The sequence below is a fragment of the Bacillus sp. 7884-1 genome, assembly GCF_002272245.1.
GTDB lineage: Bacteria > Bacillota > Bacilli > Bacillales > Cytobacillaceae > Neobacillus.
Genome location: NZ_NPDD01000012.1, coordinates 1 through 23,164, shown reverse-complemented (window position 1 = coordinate 23,164; position 23,164 = coordinate 1). Strand labels below are relative to the sequence as shown.

The window sequence follows — 23,164 nt, the reverse complement described above, 5'->3', positions numbered from 1 at the left end:
CCGCTCCAATCAACAGAGTGCAAAAATTAATCTTAATATCTTTACCTAGTCTAATTACTTCTGTAAATTTTTTTTAGTTTGTTTATGATGGTTTGTTGGTCGTGTTCTTCTGCTCTTTTGAGACCATTTTCAATGAGGAAGTCTCTTTTTGTTTTGTTTGTTAGGACTTGGCTAATTCCTTCTGACAGGGCTTGGCTGTCGGAGGGGGGAATGAGGATGCCGCTGCCGTTATTTAGTAAGTAGGAGAGCCCCCCTACATTGCTTGCCACCACTGGGGTGCCGCACGCCATAGCTTCTAGGGCTACCAGTCCAAATCCTTCTATGTAGGATGGCAGTACAAAGACATCCGCTGCATTCATCCACTCTGCAATATCCTGCTGCGGCTTAGGTTCGTGAAAGACAATACCTTCTATCCTATCTTCTTTTATAATGGTAGTAAGTTCCTCAACAAAAGGTTTATTTTTTGTTGAACCAATGAGATGTAATTCAGCTTGAGAAATTTGTTTTTTTACTAAAGCGAATGCTTTTACTAAATCGATTAATCCTTTATCAAGAGTAATATTGCCGACAAAAAGGATAACAGAGGAATTTTTGTTCAACTTCAATTTGGACTTCATTGACTCTATTTCTGCTATTTTTCTAAAGATATTACGATTGACACCCATTGATAGCAGCAGCAGCTTTTTGGGTTCTACCTGATAATGGTCCTGTACTTCTTGATATAACCTCTGCCCCACTGCTATAACAAAATCCGCCTTATGGAGAATAAACGTGGTGACCTTTTGAATGAGAGGGCTTTTTTTGGCCATTTTATCTATATCCCCGCCATGCGCAGTAACAACCAATTTCGACCTCCATACTAGCTTGAAAAACAAGCCTATTAATCCTGAAGGGAATACATAATGAGCATGAACAGTATGGTACCGATACCCTTTAAACAGTAGGAAAATCCCTCTTCTAAGCCATGATAGATATTTACGAATAACATCCTGTTTTTTTGTGCTTGCATTTGTAATCGCAAGAACATCAACCTGAACTCCCTCTTTTACTAAGGCATTTACTTGATTTTTCACGAAGATGCCAAAGGTAGGTGAATTTTCACTTGGATACATATTACTTATGATCAACAACCGGTTTTTTCTCAATGTCAGTCACCCAATTTTATTATTTTTGCGTCATTATAAAACGGGAGGCAAGTAATATACTTGCCTCCATTGTAAGTTCGGTAGGTTAACTTATTTTTTCCTAATAGATATGGTATCAAAAAAGGTGGTAGATTTTAATACAACGAGAACACCTACAAAAACTAGCCCGCCAATAAACGTGTTAATCAAAATATTTGGAATATCTCCCCAAGTGGAGAGTTCTAAATAGTGTTCTATTCCTATTAATAAAAGAACCATGATTAAGGTTGCAAATCCAATTTTTCCAACTTCTTTTGATAAGTATTTTAAATCAAATCCACCAGATATCCGGTAAAGTGTTGTAAAGGTAAGCGTTGAATAAATAAAACCAACAATGGATGCTGACAGTGCTAATCCTTCTGGCCCCATAATCTCTGCTAAGAAATAATTTGTAATAATATTTATTACAATCGATAGAAGACCAATCCTCATGATATAATGGCCCTTTTCTAATGTATAAAAGCCCTTTGCGATGACAGCTTGAATACTATAAAAGAAAACCGACCCCATATAAAATAGTGCATATTCCGAGGTAAGCATGGTTGCACTCTCTGTAAATGCACCACGTTCGTATACGATCCGAATAATGGGCTCTATCAGAAAGACCATTCCTGAAATGGTCGGAGCAAGTAATAACAGCATGACAGATAAGCCTCGTTCAATCCCGCGTTTGAACAAATCGTAATTGGTTTCTGCCTTTGCCTGCGCCAAAATAGGAAAGATAATCGTGGCTATGGTAACCCCAAAAATGGCTTGCGGGATACTTATGAGCCTGAACGCATAGTTTAAATTGGATACCACACCTTCACCCATCCCTGCAGCAAAGAGCATGTTAACGGACAAATTAATTTGTCCAACGGCAATGGTAATCCCAACTGGCAGGAAGATAAGATAAAATTCTTTTACCTCTTTCCAGTCGATTCTTTGATTCCATAAGAGAAATCTCTTTGGTGAAATGATAAGGAGCTTCAAGATAAAAGAAAGAATAGTCCCTACAAGATAGCCAATGGGTACTGAATAAATCCCCCATGGCCTGTGGAATAATAGTGCAAACAAAACTGTTACCAAGACGACAATAGTTTGAGAAAAAGTAGAAATAGAAAACTTTTTCTTAGCATCAAAATAACCTTCATAGATTGCATTTATTCCCACAAAAACGACAGAGAGAAAATATAACATAATCGTCCATTGCGCAATACTAGTCCCGTACTGATAGTTACTAAAATCAGGATAAAGCAGGTCAACTAAAAAAGGGGACAAAATTGTCCCAATAAGTGCAATGGCAATCGAGAAAAGAAAAGTACTTTTTATGATATTAGTCTGATGAGAGAAGCCTTTTCCCAGCACGTCAAATTTATAATAGCTAGGAAGAAAGGCATCCTTCAATCCGGTTAACAAAAAAAGAATAATCGTATTAGGAATGGTCATTGAGGCAAAATAAGCATCAGCCATATAGGAATCGCCATAAAGTCCAGAAATGACTAAATCCCGGATCATACTTGAAAATTTTAGAACCAATGTTGATAGCAGGAGCAATATGACAGAAATTTTTAATTTTGACATAGTATTATTCCTTAAGGGCCTTAATTAAAAATTTAGGAAGTATGGTTTGACGCTTCCACCTGACTGGTTCTTTTAAAAGGCGGTACAGCCATTCCAAACCAAGCTTTCTAAAAAACGATGGCGCCCGCTTAACACGACCAGAAATGACATCAAACGAACCACCTACCCCTTGGAACACTTGGGCTGAGAGATGATCCATATTGTTAACGATCCAGTATTCTTGTACGGGACTGCCAAGGGCAACAAATACGATATCAGGATTGGCACGATTGATGGTGCTTCTGATTATTTGTTCATCCTTTTCATAACCGTTCAGGACACCAGTAATATTAATATTTGGATAGATAATCTTTAGACATTCACAAGCCTTTTCAGCAACCCCTGGCTGGCCGCCATAAAGAAAAATGGATTTATTATTCTTCGCGAAAGCCTCACAGAGGTACATCATTAGGTCAATACCCGTTACCCGTTGACGTATTTTTCCCCCTTTTAATTTCGAAGCCAGGATAATACCTACGCCATCAGGGATTTGAAAATCGGCTTTATTGAGAAGCTCCATTAATTTAGCATCACTTTGAGCCTTCATAATCTTTTCCGGATTAATCGCGACAATAAATGATTTTTGATTATGACGTATCCTGTCCAAAAGTTTTTCTGTTATCTGTTCATAGGTTTCATTACTGACATTTACGCCTAGGAGATTTTCTTTCATTAGAACCACCTGTCTAAATGGTAAGCGTTGGTTTAATTTGAGCTCGAATCACCCAGTACGTGTACCTCAAATCCCGCTTGCTTCCATTTATCTTCATCAATACATTTTTTTGTATCATAAATTATTTTCGTTCTCATTTTATCCTTAAGGCTTCCTGGATTCAACTTTTTAAATTCTTGATGATTAGTCATAATTAAAATCAAATCAGCGTATTCTACTGCTTCCTCGATGGTTTTCGTTTGCTTCATAAAAATTTGTTCTTTTATATGAGGGTCGAATACACTGTATTCTATTTTTTGTTCCTCAAGCGCTCTGATGACATCTAGTGAGGGACTTTCCCTAGTATCATCAATATCTGCTTTATAGGATAATCCTAAAACAGCCACTTTTCCATGATAAATCGATTGTTGATTGATAATTGATATGACTTTATTCGTCGTATAATGCGGCATAGAATCATTAATATTCCTAGCTAATCCAATCATTTTTGCGGTCTCAGGCTGGAGCTCCACTAAAAACCATGGATCTACAGCGATACAGTGACCGCCAACCCCAGGACCCGGGCTGTGAATGTTGACCCTTGGATGGTAGTTGGCAAGCTTGATGGCTTCCCAAACGTTAATGTTAAGATTATCACAAATTCTAGCTAGTTCATTTGCAAATGCGATATTTACATCACGGTAGGTATTTTCAATAACCTTAACTAACTCTGCAGTTTTTGCATCTGTTATATGAATATTTCCTACAACAAAGGTTCGGTATAACTCAACCGCTAATTCAGAGGATTTCTCATTAATCCCACCGATTATTCTATCATTATTTATCAATTCTTCAAAAACTTTTCCCGGAATAACCCTTTCTGGGGAGTGTGCGACAAAAAGTTCTCTCCCGATTTCTAAGTTCGTTTTCTCTAGAACTGGGAGCATGACTTTTTCAACCGTTAATGGAGGTACCGTTGATTCTAGGATAACCAAATTACCTTGTTGGAGATACGGAACAATTGCTTCCGTTGCTTTTTCCACATAGGTAAGATTCGCTGTCTTATCGTTCTTAATTGGAGAAGGAACGGCAATGATAAAGACATCTGCTTCCTCTGGCTTAGTTGAAACCGTTAAATGTTTTTGGTCAATTGCCTCTACTAACTTTTCCTTTAACCCTTTTTCCTCTATATGCAATTGTTTTCGATTGATTTTATTTACTATTTCTTCATTAATATCTACACCATGGACTACTTTACCATGATTCGCAAACATCACTGCTGTTGGAAGACCAATATAGCCTAGACCTACCACACATATTTTATTTATCACAAGTATGTCTTCCCTTCAAAATTACATTTTAGCCTATTTTCCATTATATCGAATTTTGTCGCCTTTCGACAGTATTTCATACTAGAACATATTGTAAGATATTAAGGCCCTTAATTGAATACTGACGAAAGAGACGCTCACTATTTATTTTTACCCCAAATCATCAAAAAAGGGATACAGTAGTAAACTTTCCACTGTATCCCGCGCAATTACTATTTAATTTAAAGTAGCTCCTGGGTAGTAAAAATCCAGAATTTCTGTATAGGATTTATTGTGTTTCTCAGCCATTGCTTTTGCTCCGTACTGACTCATCCCAACACCATGGCCATACCCTTTTCCATTAATGGTAACGGTTGTTCCATTATTAACTACACTTGATATATCATAGCTTTTAAACAATGTCCCTCCAAGGATAGACCTGAGAGTTCCAATACCTACATTCTCTTTTTCGAGTGTAAATAATTTAATGTCACCTAGTAAGGTATTTTTTATTTCCGCTCTAGTCTTTTCGGTAATGGCAACTGGTCCACCAAGGTAGAATACCTTTGGTCTTTCAGATAAGCCTTTCAACCACGCTTTTGGAGCAGTTGAAAATGTATCTTTCTGTGTAAGAATAACCGGCGCATTATACTGGGCAGCTAATGCGGCTCCAGGTAAGGCGTCAATAAATAAATCTCCGTTTGCAAAGAATACATTATTTAAATCAAAGTTAAATCTCTTTGCAATCTCAACACTTGTATCATAGCGTTTTTCACCAGCAATTCTTTCAATGTTGCTAATACCAAGTTCTTTCATTTCAGTCACAACATTATCTGAAACGGCTATTGTTCCTCCAATAACATATGCTTTACTAATTTGGTGATTCTTAATGTAGTCCTTAACATCATTTGGCAAACCATTTGATGGTGTGACCAATATCGGAATCTGATTTTTTGCCGCATAGGAAGCAATGGATAAAGCATCTGGAGATTCACTGCTGCCGCTGGTAATAATAAGTTCTGTAGAAGAAGTGATTTGTTCAGCAATTTTTACAGCCGTTTGATACCTTGTGTCTCCAGAAATTCGTTTAACCTCAGTCCCAGTAGTTTGAATTTGTTTGATAACATCATCAGAAATCGCAACCTTTCCACCTAAAACATAAACAGTGGATGGTTTTAAGGTTTTAATTTTATCTAATACGGTTTGAGGTACATTATTTGATGTTGTTAATAATAATGGTGAGTTATATTTTTTAGCTAAGACTGATCCTGTCAAGGCATCCACTGGTATATCACCACGACCAAGAATGACAGCGTCAGATTGACTCCATCCTTGAGTTGCGATCGCTGTGCTCGTTTCATAGCGAGTATTTCCTGCTAAAGTTACGGAATAATTTTCCGGTAACTGGCTGCCTGAATTCCTCACATAACTCCCATCAGCATCCTTCATAAAATAGTTAACAACTAAAGACCCTTTTGTTGATTTTCCACTAGAATTTTTTTCATTAGAAATTTCAAGTTTAGGAACTGAAGCGATTTTTATTTGAGCATTTGGATAATAATAATTGTTAATATAACTTTTTATATTATTTATTACCGTTTGGTCATTTGGATTTTCAGAAACCGTTGACCACCATGCATCCGGATTTAATAAATCTAAACCATTCGTCGAGAATTGTTGTTTATTTACTGAAAGGTTCCACGTAATTTGTGGATCATATGGGTCTGGCTTAGAAGGTAAATAAGGCACGTAAGCAGAACCCCAATAGTTTGAATTTGATTCAGTATGACCACCATTGCTTGATGAGTATACAGCTGAAATCAAATTACCATTGTATCTAAGGACTTGTCCTTTTGTTTCTTCTACAGCTTTATTGGAATTTGTATATTCAGGACTATTCCATATATAACCGCCATAGACCTGATACGAAATCGTGTCATCAATAACATTATTGATTCTGGCAAGTGCATACGTTCTTGCCGCAATCGTTTGAGCCTTTAATGCGTCAACGTCCCAGCCAGCAGGCATTTCATAGGGGACTACTCCCTTTAAATAATCTTCAAGTGGGAGCTTATTAATAGCTTGTATGGAATTACTAGTTACAGTAAATTGCATATCACCTAGATATTTCCTGCCGTTAATAGAAACATAATTACTCATTCCGTATTGCTCCGGAGTTATGGTAAAAGAACTGCCATAATTTTTCACAAGACTGTTATCTTTATATAGTGCTAACGTACCATTTTCAATACGCACATTAAAATTTTGATTGGAAAGGAGATTTGTATTTGCATCACCTTCGACAATATACTTACCATTTATATTTACTTGGACACTCTTTTGTAGTCCTAAGTAATTGTTTAGTTTAACTGATACAATAGGATTTTCACTATTTGCACTTGCAGTTTCCGGCGATACTGTTAACGGAAATAAAAGCAGCAATAGTAGAAAACCTAATATCGTTTTTTTCATTTACTCTCCCCCAAAAAAATGAAATAGTAATAACTTACTAGACAATATGATACATAGATTTACAATTTTCATCAATAGACCAGAAGAATGTAAGATTTCCCTATTTATTATTCTTCAATCTTTTGAAGCAGTGATTCTGCAGAATAACCTTGTTCACCGGTAACTTCAAATGTTTCTTTTATCAGTCCAATACCAGGTGCAATATAATTGGTATATATTGTTTCTGCACCTTCTACCTCATTTGTGATTTTTTGAATCACATAAACGTTAGTAAAGGTTTGGTAGGGTGTTTGAACCGTTTCATTCTGATTAATTAATTTCCAATCTGCCTCTAAAGCATCTGCCTTAGAAATCATTACTTCTTGTTTGGTCTCTTCTTTGATACCTTCGAGATAGTTCTTATATGGGTCATCTGGATTTTTTATGGTCTCTACAATAGAGATTTCATTTTCTGTCCATTTATAAATAACGACACTTGCTGACTGGCCAATCGTAATGATGCTCTGAACATAGTCCCCATTCTCAAAAACAACTTCTTCTGTAAGGGATGGAACATTTTCATGATCAATAAAGATTTTTTTTATCCCGGTCTTCGGACGATACGCTTTTAAACCCTCTTCGTCTTTTTCTTCATTGATGACGGGTTCATTCTCTTTGACCTTATTTTCTTCTTTATCTTGGTTGATAGGTTCCACAATCTTTTCTTCACTATTATTCTTGCTTTCTTTATTAAATAGTGAGCAGCCAGAAATACTTCCTACTAGTAGTAGTAACGTGATGAATAACCTAAACATTACTTCTCCTTTCTAAAAAGAAAGCAAACTCAAGAAGAGAGTTCGCTCATTATTTTGCTTTATTAACAATCATAGATTCTAAAGAATCAGGTACAGCAACAGGTCCGCCAATAACGTTTACCTGCTTAATTAAGTTTTCCTCTGTGTATTGGAAAAGGAATGACTCAATATTTTTGTATAATCCGTTTCCTAATAGAATAAGCGGAGCTTTATTCTGAATGGAGAGTGATGCTGCCGTTAACGCATCCGGGAAGTTCGCCCCAGTCGCAATATTGATTGTATCGGATTTCATTTGGTCTTTAAAATGCCATAATAGGCTTGCCAGAGTTTCATAACGGTCTGCACCCGCGAGTCTAACTACATTTTCAGTACCATTTTGTTGGACAATTTGCTTTTGAATAGAATCAGAAACTACATTTGATCCTCCAAGAATCACTGTTTTCTTACCCTTTAGATAGTTTAATGCTTCAGCTGAAATATTATTTTGCTCCGTTAACACGATAGCCCAGTTATTAGCGGCCGCGATTGGTGCTGAAGCTAACGCATCAGGGAAACTTCTGGCTGACGCAACAAATACTCCTTCAACGGAATCTAACTTTTCAACAATACGTAGATTTGTTTCCACGCGTGTTTGGCCAGATATTCTCTCAGTTTGAATACCTAGAGAGTGAATCGCATTTTCTACATTAGGAGAAATGGCAACCGGTCCACCAATGATGATGACCTTAGCAGCACCTAAACGCTTAAGCTCATCTTTTATTTCAGGAAGTAAGCTGCTGCTATTATTTAGCAGTATCGGAGCTTGTCCGTAAATAGCTGATAATGGTCCAGCCGATAACGCATCAGCCGGTTCAACCCCTGTAGTTAAAATAGCAGTTTTTTCTGTATTTTCAGCAAAGCCATTTGGATGCAGCATCTTCGAAATAGACACAGATGTTGAGTAGCGCGTTGCACCATTCAATCTGTTCGTTTGGATAACCCTAGTTATCTGTTCATTTGGAAAGCTTGTCCAAATAATGTCGTTTGAATCGGCTCTAACCACTCTAGAAACTTGTTTGGTTTGTGCGAATGAAATGGCTTTATTCAAGTCAAAAAACGTAGTGCTATTTCCTGCTTGATCTTGAACATCATACTTTTGAGAGAAGAAATTTGCCCAAATGGTTTCACCATTTGCCTTTTCTATTACTCTCGTATTTGCATAACCAGCTGCAAACGCAATTGCCTCCTGCTCGTTTGCAAAACTTTTTAATATGCCCATCGATTTGTGGTATACCTCAAAGTTACTATTTTCCCAAACATCCTGCTGTGCATCTTTATCAAACACTCTTACGCTGCCGTTTAGTGTTTGTGCAAAATTTACCGCTTCATTTTTTGTTTTAAATGTAGCCTTTTTAGTTTCATTTTGATAGACCTCAAAGACTTTGAAATATGAAATGATTGAGTTCGCAAGAGCCTGAGCAGCTTTTTGCTGATAATCAGCGGTTTTAATCCTGCTTTCCTCTTCTCGATTGGTCATATACCCAAGTTCAACTAATACTGAAGGCATTTGCGCATTTCGAATAACATAAAAGCTTTGATCATTATGTATCTTTCTGTCAATTAAACCGAGTGCATTCCGAACTGTTGGGTGAATGGTTTCTGCAAACCGTTTACTATCATTTAGATACTTAACTTGGAGTGGATCATAAGGATACATTGGATCCAAGTTGTTAAAATCATAGTAATAGGTTTCATAGCCCTTTACATAGGGACTTGTTGGTGAAGCATTATGATGAACAGATATAAAAATACTATTATCATTATTACCCTTAACAAATCCGTTAGAAAGATTCGTTCTTGCTTTGAGATCATCACTTGAATTTGAAGCAAATCCTACATCAGTCTCACGTGTCATAAATACTTTAATTCCGGAGGATTTAAGCGCTTCTCTTAACTTCAATCCAACGGATAAATTAACATCCCTTTCACACAAGTCCTTTCCACTTTCCTTCGTATACCCACAGGTTCCAGTGAATTGACCGCCATGACCTGGGTCAATAACGACCATCTTCTCAGCAAAAACACCTGTTGGAAAAAGGAAAATAGCGAATAAGATGCACATTCCTATAAAACTATAAATCTTTTGTTTCATTCCGAACTCCTTCCCACACTTCTACAAAAATTTTAACACTATTACATTATAACAGTAATTTCTACAAATTTTTCTATATTTTACATAGAATTTACTAATTATTAACTCTCACTACTAATATAGTTCTTGTCTGGTAAATGAACTTTACTAAGTGGATTTTCCTCTAATCGATTAAACATTTCTGGAACCGATTGATAGCCTATTGAATATCTTCCTGCTTCGGGGTTATATAGTTTGTATGCAAAAATGGCGTCAATCACTTTACTTTTATGAATAGGTTCAATATAAAAACCTTTAATGGAACGATTCTCTAAATAAGGGGAGATATAAAAACGGGCATTTTTAACCTGCCCACTCCAATATAAGTTGTTTAAAGCTATTCCTGTTGCACGATGGTCATTATTTGCCTCATTAAATGAAAGGGCCCTGTGTTCAGCATGAGGGAAACGTTTTTCAAAATCCAAAATGACACTTCTTACATCCCCTTCTGTTAGTCCGGAATCTGGAAAGTCATATACAAATATATTATTCTCTTTCACTTCTAATCTTGAAAGTGAGTCTTTAAACTCTAAGACTCTTGCTTCTCCAAATTCCTCTAGGGTCAGATCATGGAATTGAGTTTGTAACCGAGGATATACACCAGAAGCTTTCCCCTTCGTTAAAAGAACAACCTTTACATCAAATCCACGGTTAAGATAATGGTCAATTCCTGCCCCAGCAGCTAACAATTCATCATCAGAATGAGGCATATAAAAAATGATAGGGTTGCTTCGATCATTAATTTCATAGATAACCTGCTGATCAAGTTCTTCTGCTGTTTCCTGTTGAATTGCCTTAGTCCCCCCTATGACAAATGTTTTAGAAAACTGATAGTTTTTTAAGCTATCATGAAGTTCTGGTGGAATGGCATCTGGTCTTACAAGTGCTATACCACTATCATTTTTAGCTGCTAAAGCCGATCCAGCTAAAGCATCTGCAAACTCCGCCCCAGTAGCAAAATAAAGATGCGGCTGAATTTTATAAAAAGTATTTAGAATCATGGCCGATGTATCATATCGATTTTCACCAGCAATTCTCTCTGCATTTAATTCTGACAGGATTGAGTCATTGACGGCAACTTCCCCCCCAATTACATACCTCTTCTCTGCTTTATTTGCAGCCCGCTTTATTTCCACAGGTAAGAAATCAGACTTTGTTAGAAGGATCGGGGAACCCGTTTTAGCTGCATAAGGGGCTATGGCTAATGCATCAGGAAAATTATTCGCATTTACAATAAAAACCTGATTATATGTGCCCATTTCAGCCGCGATAGCTTCGGCTGTTTTATAACGGGTTTCCCCGCCAATTCTCTTAACTGTGAGCTTTAATGTTTTCACTAAATAATCTTCAATATTTAAAGATACTGCTACTGGTCCACCCAGTATAATGACATTTCTAGCTTTTAATCTTTTTATTTCCTCAATTGTTATAGACGGGAGCGCCTGAGGGCGTGTTAGCAAAATGGGAGCATTTAATTTTTGGGCCAAAGGAACACTAGCCAATGCATCTGGAAAATCCAATCCCTGCGCTAGAACTACTGTTTCGGCAGTTTCCCAGCCTGCTTTCGAGATGTTAGCCGCCGTTACAAATCTGTCACCGCCGGATATTCTAACTTGTTCTGCTACCGCTATTTCATATTGAAATGCCAGTATAATGTAGCAGATTATTACAAATGATAAAAAGACTTTCAGTTTATTTAGCATTCTAATCCCCCAATAAAATATAGCAATCTAGCAAAAAGTACAGTATTCCCCAAAGTAAAGCCTTCCCAAAAAATAATTAGGAAGGCATCAAAATTATTTTTACTATTTAATTTCCGACGTAGCCATTTGGATTTTCACTTTGCCATCTCCACGAATCCCTGCACATTTCCTCAATCCCTTTTTCAGCTGTCCAGCCAAGCTCAGTCTTCGCTTTGGATGAATCCGCGTAACAAACTGCAACGTCTCCTGGTCTATTTTCTACAATTTGATAAGGAATATTGATTCCAGAGGCTTTTTCAAATGCTTTAACCATTTCTAAAACACTATAGCCATTTCCTGTACCAAGGTTATACGCCTCTACTCCCGTTGCTCCTGTTACTTTTTCAAGGGCTTTCAGATGACCTTTAGCCAGGTCAACAACATGGATATAATCGCGTACTCCTGTGCCATCAACGGTTGGATATTCATTTCCAAAAACACGCAGCTTCTCCAGTTTGCCTACAGCGACTTGTGTGATGAATGGCATTAAATTATTAGGTATACCATTAGGATCCTCACCAATTCGCCCGCTTTCATGGGCACCAATAGGGTTAAAATAGCGAAGTAACGCAATACTCCAGGATGAGTCTGATACATATAAATCACGTAGAATTTGTTCAATCATAAGCTTTGTGCTTCCATAGGGATTGGTTGCACTGAGTGGATCTTCCTCTGAAATCGGCATTCGTTCGGGCATACCATATACGGTAGCAGAAGAACTGAATACGATATTTTTCACTCCGAACTTATTCATGACTTCACATAGAATAAGTGTGCCAGAAATATTATTATGATAATAATGAAGAGGTATTGACACCGACTCACCTACTGCCTTGAGTCCAGCAAAATGAATAACAGCCTCTATGTTATTTTCTGCAAACACTTCTTCAACCTTAACTCGTTCCAGTAAATCCACTTCGTAAAATTTAAAATCTTTACCTGTTAACTCTTTAACTCGTTTCAACGCTTCTGGCTTACTATTTAAGAGATTATCTAAAACCACAATCTCATAACCACTATTTAATAATTCGACACAAGTATGGGTACCAATATATCCGGCCCCGCCTGTTACTAAAATTGCCATAAGGGAAATTCACTCCTGTCTTAACTCAAATTAAAATCTTCATTTACTCTATCATTACTTTTCAAGCATTTGTGACATAAATTTTAGTAAATCATCCCGCAGCTCTTCCTTTTGAAGAGCAAATTCAATCGTTGTTTCAATAAACCCAAGCTTATCCCCAACATCGTATCTTTTCCCTTCAAACTCATAGGCAAAAACACGCTGAATCTGGTTTAGTTTTTGTATGGCATCTGTCAGCTGAATCTCACCACCGGCTCCAATTTCTTGTTTTTCTAAAAATAAGAAAATTTCCGGTGTGAAAATATATCTTCCGATAATGGCTAAATTAGATGGTGCAGTGCCTTTTTTTGGTTTCTCCACAAAGTTCCTTACCTGGAATGACCGATCAAACTGATCAATAGGGTCGATGATTCCATACCGATCCGTTTCATCTTCTGGGACTTGTTTAACCCCAATAACCGAAGAATGAGTTCTGTCATACTCATTAATCAATTGTTTCAAACAAGGAGTTTCTGCTTGTACGATATCGTCCCCAAGTAAAACGGCAAACGGTTCATTCCCAATAAAATTACGTGCACACCAGACCGCATGTCCAAGGCCTTTTGGTTCTTTTTGTCTAATATAGTGAATATCAACCATCTTTGATACTGCCTGAACCGTTTCCAATAACTCGAACTTTTCTTTTTCCAATAACGTTTGTTCAAGTTCAAATGCATTATCAAAATGATCCTCAATAGACCTTTTGCCTTTTCCGGTGACAATGATGATGTCTTCAATTCCAGATTCAATCGCTTCTTCCACAATATATTGAATCGTTGGTTTATCAACTATTGGCAGCATTTCTTTGGGCATTGCCTTTGTCGCTGGTAAAAATCTTGTTCCAAGTCCAGCTGCTGGAATTATCGCTTTTTTCACATTTTTCATTTCTTATTCCAACCTTTCCTCTTTTTCAAAGGGATGTGATTACTAGATATCATTCAAATTATTATACCAATAATAAAGCTCAACATAATTATTACATAGTTAAATAATTATTCAAGAAATTCATAGGTTGGTTTCAGCTTCATTTTAATGTTACCTTTTTCGAATTTGATTCTTCTATGACGGTTTTTCCATCATCGTCGAGAACGGCAACACTTACTTCATGAGAGGAGCTTCCTTTCGATGAATCTCCATTTATCTTAATAGTCGTTGAAATCAAATTCTCATTGGTAAACTTGATTTTTTTCTTTTCACCATCAATAAAGATGGTTGCACCAGAAACAAAATTCTCACCGTGGATATCAAAACGATATGTTCCATTTTTGCTTTTCTCAACCTGAACCGAATCGATTTTTATTTTTCCATTACCTAGTACATACCCCTCAAACGGTTTAAGATTTCTGTTCGCGTAACTATATTGCTTACCCTTTAAGGCATCATATTGAAGCAGTTGATAATCTTTTAACTCTGCTTCTTTAACTCCTTCTTGATCATAAAAGGTCTTTTTAGGAATAACGGTTTGCCCCTGTTTATATAGATCACGGCTGTGGCTAAAGATTGGCGACATTTCCTTTTTGGCATGGGCCAAAATATAGGATCCTAAAAAGTTAGGTGTCATCCTTAAATCTTCTTTCTTCGTTTCTCCTCCGAAATTATCCCAGACCAATAATGGTGTTTGATACATTTTTTTGTATTCCTCGTAATTGTTTAAATCACCCTGGAAGTAATCTAATTCCCGATAAACCGCATATTCTTCTCCTAAAAACGGTAAATGATCTCCATAGATGACAACCATTGTGGGCTCATCGATTTCCTTTACACCTTCAATTAAAAGGCGAATGGAGTCATCTAAATCTTTTAGCAAATTGGTATATAGGTTAATGATATACTTAGATAACTCTGTCATCTTCATATCGCTTGTTGCTAATATTGGTAAATCTTTATAACGAATATCATTATAGGGGCCATGGCTCGCTACTGTAACCACATTTAGAAAATCCGGACCCTTTGTTTTTTGTAACTCATCCAGCGCTTTTTGCATCAATATTCTATCGTCGATATATGGACCGATATAACTAGGATTATTGAAAAACTCCATACTGAAAAATTTCTCAAACCCAATTAGCTCATAGATATCTTTGCGGGTATAGTACCAATTTTTAAAATTATGGATAGCCGTTGCATGGTATCCTTGTTTTCTTAGTAAATAAGCTAAAGAATCAATGGGCCGATTCACTTGATTATAGTAGACTTCTTCAGGTGAAAACCGAGTTGATAGGCCTGACAAGACTTCCAGCTCAGTATTAAACGTGCCACCGCCATAAACATGGGTAAGCATGCTCCCGGATGAATAATTCTGCATTAATGACCGGAAGTATGGAAGTGGATCCTCTTTAAAGTTCGCATTTTTCAACAATAATGGATCCCACATTGCTTCTGCGAGTACCACAATAATATTGGGTTGAAAATCTGGGTCTACTACATCCTCTGCATTTGTCTCATTCACTTTTTTAACAATTTTATTAATTTCTTCCTTATCATAATGATCGGGGACAGCAATATTTGCTTTCTCCACTAATGTTAAATAAGCACCAATAAAACCAAATTTCCCATAACTTTCAACCTTCGGCACCTCTTTTGTGAAGCTTCTAAACGTAAATAACGACGGCTGAGTAAAAATGATTGCCAAACATACAATGGAAAAAGCAGAAAGGAGTAAGCGCTTACGAAAGGCTACCCTCTTTTTAAACCGAGTAAAGAAAAAACTGAAAGCGACAAGAAGGATTAACGTCACCACAAAACCAATAATTTCTTTCCAGCCAATTAAATCATTCATTAATGTAGAAATATCTGCACCTTCATTTAGCGTATATAAATCTGCTGGTGTGAAAAACTCTCCCCTTAATTGGTACTTAATAAAGCTTCCAAGGGATAAAACAAACCAAAAAATAACTTCTATCGCTATAAGGGAAATAAAAATGATTGTGGGTAAAAAAAGCAGCGCCCCTACTAAAAATAAGAGGAATAAAAATGTCATCACAAAGGATACAGTGCTTTCATCCGCCCAATTAAAAAATGCGGCAAACGAACCTCTGTGTATCACTTCTATGATCATAAGTGTGAATAGCGAAAATGCGCTGGCCGTTAAAGCTAATAATAATCCATTTTTAGAATGTTTTATGTTGGAAACCAGATGATTGATACCCTTCATTCATAGGACAACCCCTTCAAGTAATTTTTTTATTAGTATACCCTTCAGTATGCTCCAAACGCAAAAGAAAGCTAACCCTGTAATTCTTAGAGTTAACTTTCATAAGCAGGTTTCTAAAAACCTCCAAAGGTCATTGGTTTTTCATCGGTAAGTTTAAAGTGGTAAAGAATCGCTTCCACAATTCTTTTCGAAGCCAGTCCATCACCATATGGGTTTGAAGCCTTCGCCATCGAATCATGGATCTCTTTATCTGATAATAGTTCATTTGCAAGCTGGAAGATGGTCTCCTCATCCGTACCAGCAAGCTTTAATGTTCCTGCTTTTACCCCTTCAGGACGCTCAGTTGTATCTCTTAACACAAGGACCGGAACACCAAGGGACGGAGCTTCCTCTTGGACGCCGCCAGAATCGGTTAGAATGATATAAGCTCTAGAGGCGAAATTATGAAAATCGATTACATCTAATGGTTCGATTAAATGGATACGATTATTTTCTCCCAGTATTCTATTCGCAATTTCTCGAACAACAGGGTTCATATGTACGGGATATACCACCTGTATATCCTCATGCTCTTCCACTAATCTACTAATCGCACGGAACATATTCTCCATGGGCTTTCCTGTATTTTCACGACGGTGTGCCGTCATTAATACCAAACGATCATCACCAAGCTTATCAAGAACTGGGTGAGAATAATTGGTCTTTACAGTTGTTTTTAAGGCATCAATGGCCGTGTTTCCCGTAACAAATATGGATTCTTCTGGCTTATTTTCAGTGAGAAGATTTTCTCTTGATTGACTAGTTGGTGAAAAATGCAAGTCTGCTAATACACCTGTAAGCTGCCTATTCATCTCTTCAGGATAAGGAGAATACTTATTCCAGGTCCTCAGACCAGCCTCGACATGCCCAATCGGAATCGAGTTATAAAAAGCAGCTAAGCTTGCAACAAAGGTAGTGGTTGTATCACCATGTACTAAGACAATATCAGGCTTTACCTCTTGGAATACTTTACTTAATCCTTCCAAGCAACGTGTAGTAACATCAATTAGGGATTGACGATCTTTCATGATATTTAAATCATAATCAGGTTGGATTTCAAATATTTTCAACACTTGATCCAGCATTTCTCTATGCTGTGCAGTAACGGTCACAATGGATTCTATTTTAGAATCATTTTTTGCTAATTCTTTTACAAGTGGCGCCATCTTAATAGCTTCAGGTCTCGTTCCAAAAACTGTCATTACCTTTATCTGGTTCTTCATATAAACCTCCAAATGGATAATCATTGCACCGAGTTAACTTCGGTATGCTTCAACCCTTTAAATAATATCAAAGTATATGGAGAAAAGCACCTTAGACTGCTTTCTTCTAGTAAAAAAGGCAGACTCAAATTTATGAGTCTGCCCTTTTATTGTTCAAGGCTATTTATTCACTTTGGTAATGCGGCCTTCGTTTGTTGGGTTAACAGTTCCGAACTTTTTAATGTAATTGATTAATGCATCCAAATCAGTTACATGAGTAACACGGTTTTTGCCTTCCTTCAAGATCGACAGCTCATCTCCGCCATCTGCCATGAAGTTATTAACTGTTACTGTGTACTCTTGTGTGTCTACAAGATCTGTACCATCAGTCTTCATAATAGACACCATACGGCTGCCTTTTTCTTTTGAATCATCGTAGCTTACTTTTAAACCAGAGATCTTAAGAATTCTTGGCTTAGACCCCCACTGTTGTTCAAATAATGTTTTAATTTGAGCACCAGTTAAAGTCATTGTAACTAAATCATTTCCAAATGGCTGAACTGTGAAAGCCTCTTTCCATAGGATTTGTCCTGAATCGATTTCAGCACGAATTCCGCCTGGATTCATGAAAGCAAATTCAGTACCAGTCTGTTCTACCATTGAATCAGCAATGAGATTACCCATTGGTGATTCACCATCGGCATTTTCTGTTCTGCTGATTCCTGCAGGTGCATCTCCGATTACTTCATTTAGAATTGGAGCAACATCTGCAACATATGCATCAATCTTCGCCTTTACTTCTGCATCAGGCGCAATTTTATCACGGTACGTGGTTACGATTTCAGCTTTTCTTGCAATAACGTCCTTCGTAATAGGATCAATTGTTAAATCTACATCGGAGAACGCAGTTCCAGATGCATAGGATTGAACAAGAAGCTTGCCATCTACCACTGTATTCGCGTATTGGTGGTTATGTCCGCCATAGATAACGTCTACTTCATCATCAACTGCATTCGCAATATCAACTAGCTCTTCAGTTGGATTTGTTCCATCTGTATTTGATTTCACCGCATTATGAGCGAGAACAACAATTGTTTCCACACCTTGTTCTTTAAGTTCTGCAGCATATTTATTGATTGACTGTGCTTCATCTAGGAATTTAACACCTGCAACACCGCTTGGCGTAACAATAGTTGGAGTATCGCTAAACGTTACCCCGATAAAACCAATTTGTACTCCATTTACTTCTTTCACAACAAATGGTTTTAAAATAGGTTCATTTGTGTTTTCATTGACAACGTTAGCAGATACATACGGGAAGCTTGCGCCTTCAAATACGCCGTATTTTGCTTCTGTTTTTGGGTGTGCGCCTCCATTAATTAAGCGCATCATTTCAGCAACACCTTCGTCAAACTCATGGTTGCCAAGAGTACCTACATCAAATCCTAGAGTATTAAGGAGTTCGATCGTAGGCTCATCCTGTAATAGTGCTGAAACCGGAGAACTTGCACCAACAGAATCACCAACATGAACCATTAGGGTATTATCTGGGTTTGTTGCTTCACGCTGTTTTAAGTAGGCAGCTAAATATTCTGCTCCCCCTGCGTTAAGGCTTGTGCTAAATGTATCTAATTGACCATGGAAGTCATTGATACCTAAAAGCTGTACATCGACTGGATTTTTTAATGAGTATTGTGCATATCCAGTATCTAATGTTTTAACATACTTAATATTGTTCGTTTTATTAGCAAAATCTTTAGCTGCTGGACTTGATTCAAATGTTAAGTTTACATTTGCATTTAATGAAGCTAATTTCCAGTTTTGGTCCGCAGATGGATTGATTACTTTATTATTGATAATGTAATTCATCACAACCTGACGGCTCTCATCAGCAGATGCGTAAATTGTCTTAGCTCCGCCTGGATTAATAATTGGAGATGACGCACGGTAGTTATTTGTAGCAATAACAAACTTCATGTCATCTGTTACAGGCTGGCCATTATACATTAAGTTCTTAATTCGGTTAGCTTCTGGATTCGCAACAATTGTTCCTTTTGAATCGTAGCGTAAGGGCTGTGTTACATCGACTTCATAAGTAACTCCGTCAATGGTATCAAAGTTATAATCAGGGAAATCCTTATTGATTAAAGGCTGTTCTTTTGTTTCAGCAGGATTAATCTGATTAAAGTTGGTAGCTGTCCATTCCAAATAATTCTTCAATTCTTTACCATTTAGAAGTAAAGCTGAAACAGTATTCGGGAACTTATAAAGATCTGCTACGTTTTTAATTGTCATTTCGCCAGCAGGTATGCTTGTGTAGTCATTACCACTATTACGACCTGCTTTAAATGGAGCTGCAGATGAAAGAACTGGAATTCCTTCATATTCTGTTCCTTTTAATACTCTTTCCATGTACTCTTTTTGAGCATTGCTGACAATTTGTACAGAAGGATCATCTTGAACCCTTGAGAAAAAGCTGTGAATTGGAGCAGTTGTTTCCCCAACAGAGCTGTTAATATAATCAATGGTATGGTCATGAACAGGCTTCATTAGCTCAACCATTTCTTTGTCTGCAGCAACATCAGTTGTTGCCATAACTTCAGATTGAGAATTTTTAACTACCCATTTACCATTGACTAAATCTAAATCCAGGTCAATAACACCAAGGAATTGTCCATCAACCTTCGCTTGAACAGCAGGTACACCATTGATCGTTCCTTTAACGTTATCTACGATACCAGGGAAGTTGTTATAAGCCTTATCCCCAGGAAGTGCTAAATGACTGTGGCCTAGTAAAATAGCGTCTACATTTTCAACTTCACTTAAGCCAAGAATTGCATTTTCCTTGTCATCTCTATTTGTTGTGAATCCGCTATGTGCTACAACAACTACTAGGTCTGCACCGTTTTCCTTCATCTCTGGAATCCATTTTTCAGCAGATGCAACGATATCCTCTGTAATTACTTTTCCTTCAAGATTTTGCTTGTCCCATTGCATAATTTGCGGTGGTACAAAGCCGATTACACCAACATTAAGCTTATGCTTTTTGCCGTTTTTATCTACTACTTCTTTTTTAATAATCTTATAAGGATTCACTAGATTCTTATTATTGCTTGGATCACTATCGCCATCAGCTTTATAAACGTTTGCTGATACAAATGGGAAGTCCGCTCCATTAATACTACTTTGTAAGAAATCTAGACCGTAGTTAAATTCGTGGTTACCAAAGTTAGAAACATCATAATCTAACATATTCATAGCGTCATAGATTGGGTGAGTTTCGCCAGTAATGGCTTCTTCAGAAACTACACTTGTTCCACCAAGAACAGTCACATATTTATTTTGTACTAGTTCTGCTACATCTGAAGGAAGTTCATCCTTTTGTACGAGAACTACTGGTGCTCCTTCTTTTGCAGCAAGCACAGAGCCAGTAAGGGCATCAGCAAAGCCCCATCCTGTTGCAAGGAATACTTTTTCCTTCACACTGCCAAGTTCTGTTGCCACTTTTAATGATGTTTCAAAGCGATTTTCTCCGCCTATACGCTGTGGATTCTTTACAGCTGATTCTACTTTTCCATTAATAACGCTAGTGCCGCCTACTAAAATAGTATCGGTAACATTTTTAAGCGCTTCCAAGGTTACGTTAGGGACAGCATCCGTTCTTGTTAATAGGATAGGGTATCCATTTTGAGCCGCATAAGAAGCTGCTGAAATCGCATCTGGATAGTTAAAACCATTCACAAGAACTACTTTCGTTGGATTTCCTAGTTCTTTTGAAATGGCTACAGCCGTTTCAAAGCGATCTTCACCAGAAATTCTCTTTACCCAAAGATTTAATTTTGATGATAATGCATTGGTTACACGATTTGAGACAACACTCTTGCCGCCAACCACAATTGCTTTTGTAGCACCCAGACGTTTGATTTCTTTTTTCGTATCTTCATTTAATGAATCTGTTTGTGTTAATAGAATAGGAGCATTATATTTATAGGCTAACGGGGCTGCTGCTAGGGCATCCGCAAAGTCATCACCTCTTACGATGATTACCGTTTCTGCCGTATCCCAGCCTTGTTTCGATACTTGAACTGCTGTTTCGTATCGGTCAAGACCTGCTAACCGATTAACAAATGTTGGGCGATCTACTTTTGCCACATAATCTGTAAAAGGATTCCCTTGAAGCATATCCCCGTTATCTACTAATAGATTGTTAGGGTTTTCTTCACGTTCAGACTTAACTAGTGTTGAAATCCTAACCAAGCCATTTTTTACTGCTGCATCAGCAAAGTAATCATGGTCCATAATCGTTCCATGAATATCTGTGGTTTCCATAATCTTAAGCTTTACAAATGCTTCATCTGCCAATACATTCGTTGGTAGATTTCCTTCTGCATATACTCCTCCGTACGGAGTTGCTAGAAGTCCCAAAGCCAATGTAGACACGGCTAGTCCTTTAAATTTCTTTTTAATGCCTTTCTTCACTAGGTTTCCACCTTTCGACAAAAAAGTATTATTACAAAATTCATTATAACTGCAATAGTTGGAATAAAATATATCTTTTTTTGTAAAATTTGTAGATTTTTAGTAATTTTTTTATTCTGAATTATTCTTAAATTAGCAGAGTGACAGACAGCTGTACTTTTAATCTAGCAGAGAGATTTAGGACGTGGATTATGGCATACTAAAAGGCTGCCATCGCGGTTGGCAGCCATTACTTTTTTAATTGGCAATTTCTTCAGAAACAACTGTTTCAATAGACTTTTTCAATTGTTGATTCTTTTCGACTGCCATTAAAACAAGGTAAATAGGCAAAAGAACCATTGCCGCCATTTCGACAATAAATTCATAGTAATACCAAGACAGCGTGGCCAGGATGTCGTAAACGGAATGCACTAGAACGGTCATCCATAGATTTCTCGTCCATAACAAAATGAAACCAAATAATAATCCCATATTCGCGAAGGTTACAATGGCTCCAACTTCATATTTCCATGATTGAACCGAGTTTAAGGTATGATCAATGCCAAATAACACCGAGGTGATAAAAAGCGCAAGCATGACAAAAATATCACGTCCACCTTTTTCCCATCGCCTTGGAAAGACTCTTTTAAAAACAAGAAGGATCAAAATAATATAGGCCAACCGCCATACTTCTTCAAGACCGGCAAGGATATCCGTGAAAATATCGTACCCAATACTATCAATCTCTCCAACGACTTCCCACATATTGTCGACAGTCTCTATTGGTTGGCCAGGTTCCAACTCAGGTTCCTCATATGGAACCACTTCTGTATACGCATCAACATATTGCTCATAATCTTCGCTAAAGTCCTGGAAGGCGTAAGAGGAATAGATATTGATCATCGTACTGCCAAGAATAAAGAGAAGGAATGCCCCAATAAATTGGCGTATAAGCATTGTCTTTGTTTTTTGCAATCCGTCACTTAGTCTTGGCTGCAGCTTTAATCCGATAAAAAAGGAAGATACCATAATCGCATCATAGATGGTACCCGCCAAGAGACTGAAACCGCTTAAATAGAGGACAATTTCGACTCCAATCGTTATCGTAAGCAGTGCAAACAAAAGCCTTTTCGAAACAGGCTTGGTTAAATTATTGGTCATTATTCTCAGTCCCTGTTCTATGAAATTAATGTTTATTAATTATCTTATGGCTATGTTAAAGCTTAATATTGATTTTGGCACTCTGTTGATTTGTGCGAAAA

At 37.3% G+C, this 23,164-nt stretch carries 14 protein-coding genes; all 14 read right to left on the bottom strand.

Features of this window, described 5'->3' with window-relative positions:
* Positions 1–50 precede the first annotated feature (50 nt).
* Positions 51–1,145: a glycosyltransferase gene (locus CHI06_RS01230; protein WP_095246601.1), complete on the bottom strand. Its 1,095-nt coding sequence runs from the start codon at positions 1,143–1,145 to the stop codon at positions 51–53.
* A gap of 90 nt (positions 1,146–1,235) precedes the next feature.
* Positions 1,236–2,747, bottom strand: a complete 1,512-nt coding sequence (gene murJ / locus CHI06_RS01225) for a murein biosynthesis integral membrane protein MurJ (protein WP_095246600.1) — start codon at positions 2,745–2,747, stop codon at positions 1,236–1,238.
* A gap of 4 nt (positions 2,748–2,751) precedes the next feature.
* On the bottom strand, positions 2,752–3,459 hold the full coding sequence (locus CHI06_RS01220; protein WP_095246599.1) for a WecB/TagA/CpsF family glycosyltransferase: 708 nt from the start codon (positions 3,457–3,459) through the stop codon (positions 2,752–2,754).
* A 32-nt stretch (positions 3,460–3,491) separates the two neighbouring features.
* Positions 3,492–4,769, bottom strand: a complete 1,278-nt coding sequence (locus CHI06_RS01215) for a nucleotide sugar dehydrogenase (RefSeq protein ID WP_095246598.1) — start codon at positions 4,767–4,769, stop codon at positions 3,492–3,494.
* Positions 4,770–4,985: 216 nt separating this feature from the next.
* Positions 4,986–7,220 carry a SpoIID/LytB domain-containing protein gene (locus tag CHI06_RS01210; RefSeq protein WP_095246597.1) on the bottom strand — a complete coding sequence of 745 codons (2,235 nt, stop codon included), beginning with the start codon at positions 7,218–7,220 and terminating at the stop codon, positions 4,986–4,988.
* A gap of 107 nt (positions 7,221–7,327) precedes the next feature.
* Positions 7,328–8,014, bottom strand: coding sequence for a hypothetical protein (locus CHI06_RS01205; protein ID WP_095246596.1), 687 nt, complete (start codon positions 8,012–8,014; stop codon positions 7,328–7,330).
* Between the two features lie 49 nt (positions 8,015–8,063).
* Entirely contained in the window at positions 8,064–10,145 is a 2,082-nt protein-coding gene (locus CHI06_RS01200) for a cell wall-binding repeat-containing protein (protein ID WP_095246595.1), read from the bottom strand.
* Between the two features lie 101 nt (positions 10,146–10,246).
* Positions 10,247–11,887 carry a cell wall-binding repeat-containing protein gene (locus tag CHI06_RS01195; protein ID WP_095246594.1) on the bottom strand — a complete coding sequence of 547 codons (1,641 nt, stop codon included), beginning with the start codon at positions 11,885–11,887 and terminating at the stop codon, positions 10,247–10,249.
* Between the two features lie 106 nt (positions 11,888–11,993).
* Positions 11,994–13,010, bottom strand: coding sequence for a UDP-glucose 4-epimerase GalE (gene galE / locus CHI06_RS01190; protein WP_095246593.1), 1,017 nt, complete (start codon positions 13,008–13,010; stop codon positions 11,994–11,996).
* Between the two features lie 54 nt (positions 13,011–13,064).
* Positions 13,065–13,934, bottom strand: coding sequence for a UTP--glucose-1-phosphate uridylyltransferase GalU (gene galU / locus CHI06_RS01185; RefSeq protein WP_095246592.1), 870 nt, complete (start codon positions 13,932–13,934; stop codon positions 13,065–13,067).
* A 139-nt stretch (positions 13,935–14,073) separates the two neighbouring features.
* The gene (locus tag CHI06_RS01180; protein ID WP_095246591.1) at positions 14,074–16,203 is read right to left on the bottom strand and encodes an LTA synthase family protein; all 2,130 of its coding nucleotides are present in this window, start codon (positions 16,201–16,203) and stop codon (positions 14,074–14,076) included.
* A 113-nt stretch (positions 16,204–16,316) separates the two neighbouring features.
* Positions 16,317–17,465, bottom strand: coding sequence for a non-hydrolyzing UDP-N-acetylglucosamine 2-epimerase (gene wecB / locus CHI06_RS01175; RefSeq protein WP_095246590.1), 1,149 nt, complete (start codon positions 17,463–17,465; stop codon positions 16,317–16,319).
* A gap of 159 nt (positions 17,466–17,624) precedes the next feature.
* Positions 17,625–21,923 carry a bifunctional 2',3'-cyclic-nucleotide 2'-phosphodiesterase/3'-nucleotidase gene (locus CHI06_RS01170; protein ID WP_095246589.1) on the bottom strand — a complete coding sequence of 1,433 codons (4,299 nt, stop codon included), beginning with the start codon at positions 21,921–21,923 and terminating at the stop codon, positions 17,625–17,627.
* Between the two features lie 237 nt (positions 21,924–22,160).
* Positions 22,161–23,063 (bottom strand): CPBP family intramembrane glutamic endopeptidase, encoded by a 903-nt coding sequence (locus tag CHI06_RS01165; RefSeq protein WP_095246588.1) that lies wholly within the window; start codon positions 23,061–23,063, stop codon positions 22,161–22,163.
* Between the last annotated feature and the right edge of the window lie 101 nt (positions 23,064–23,164).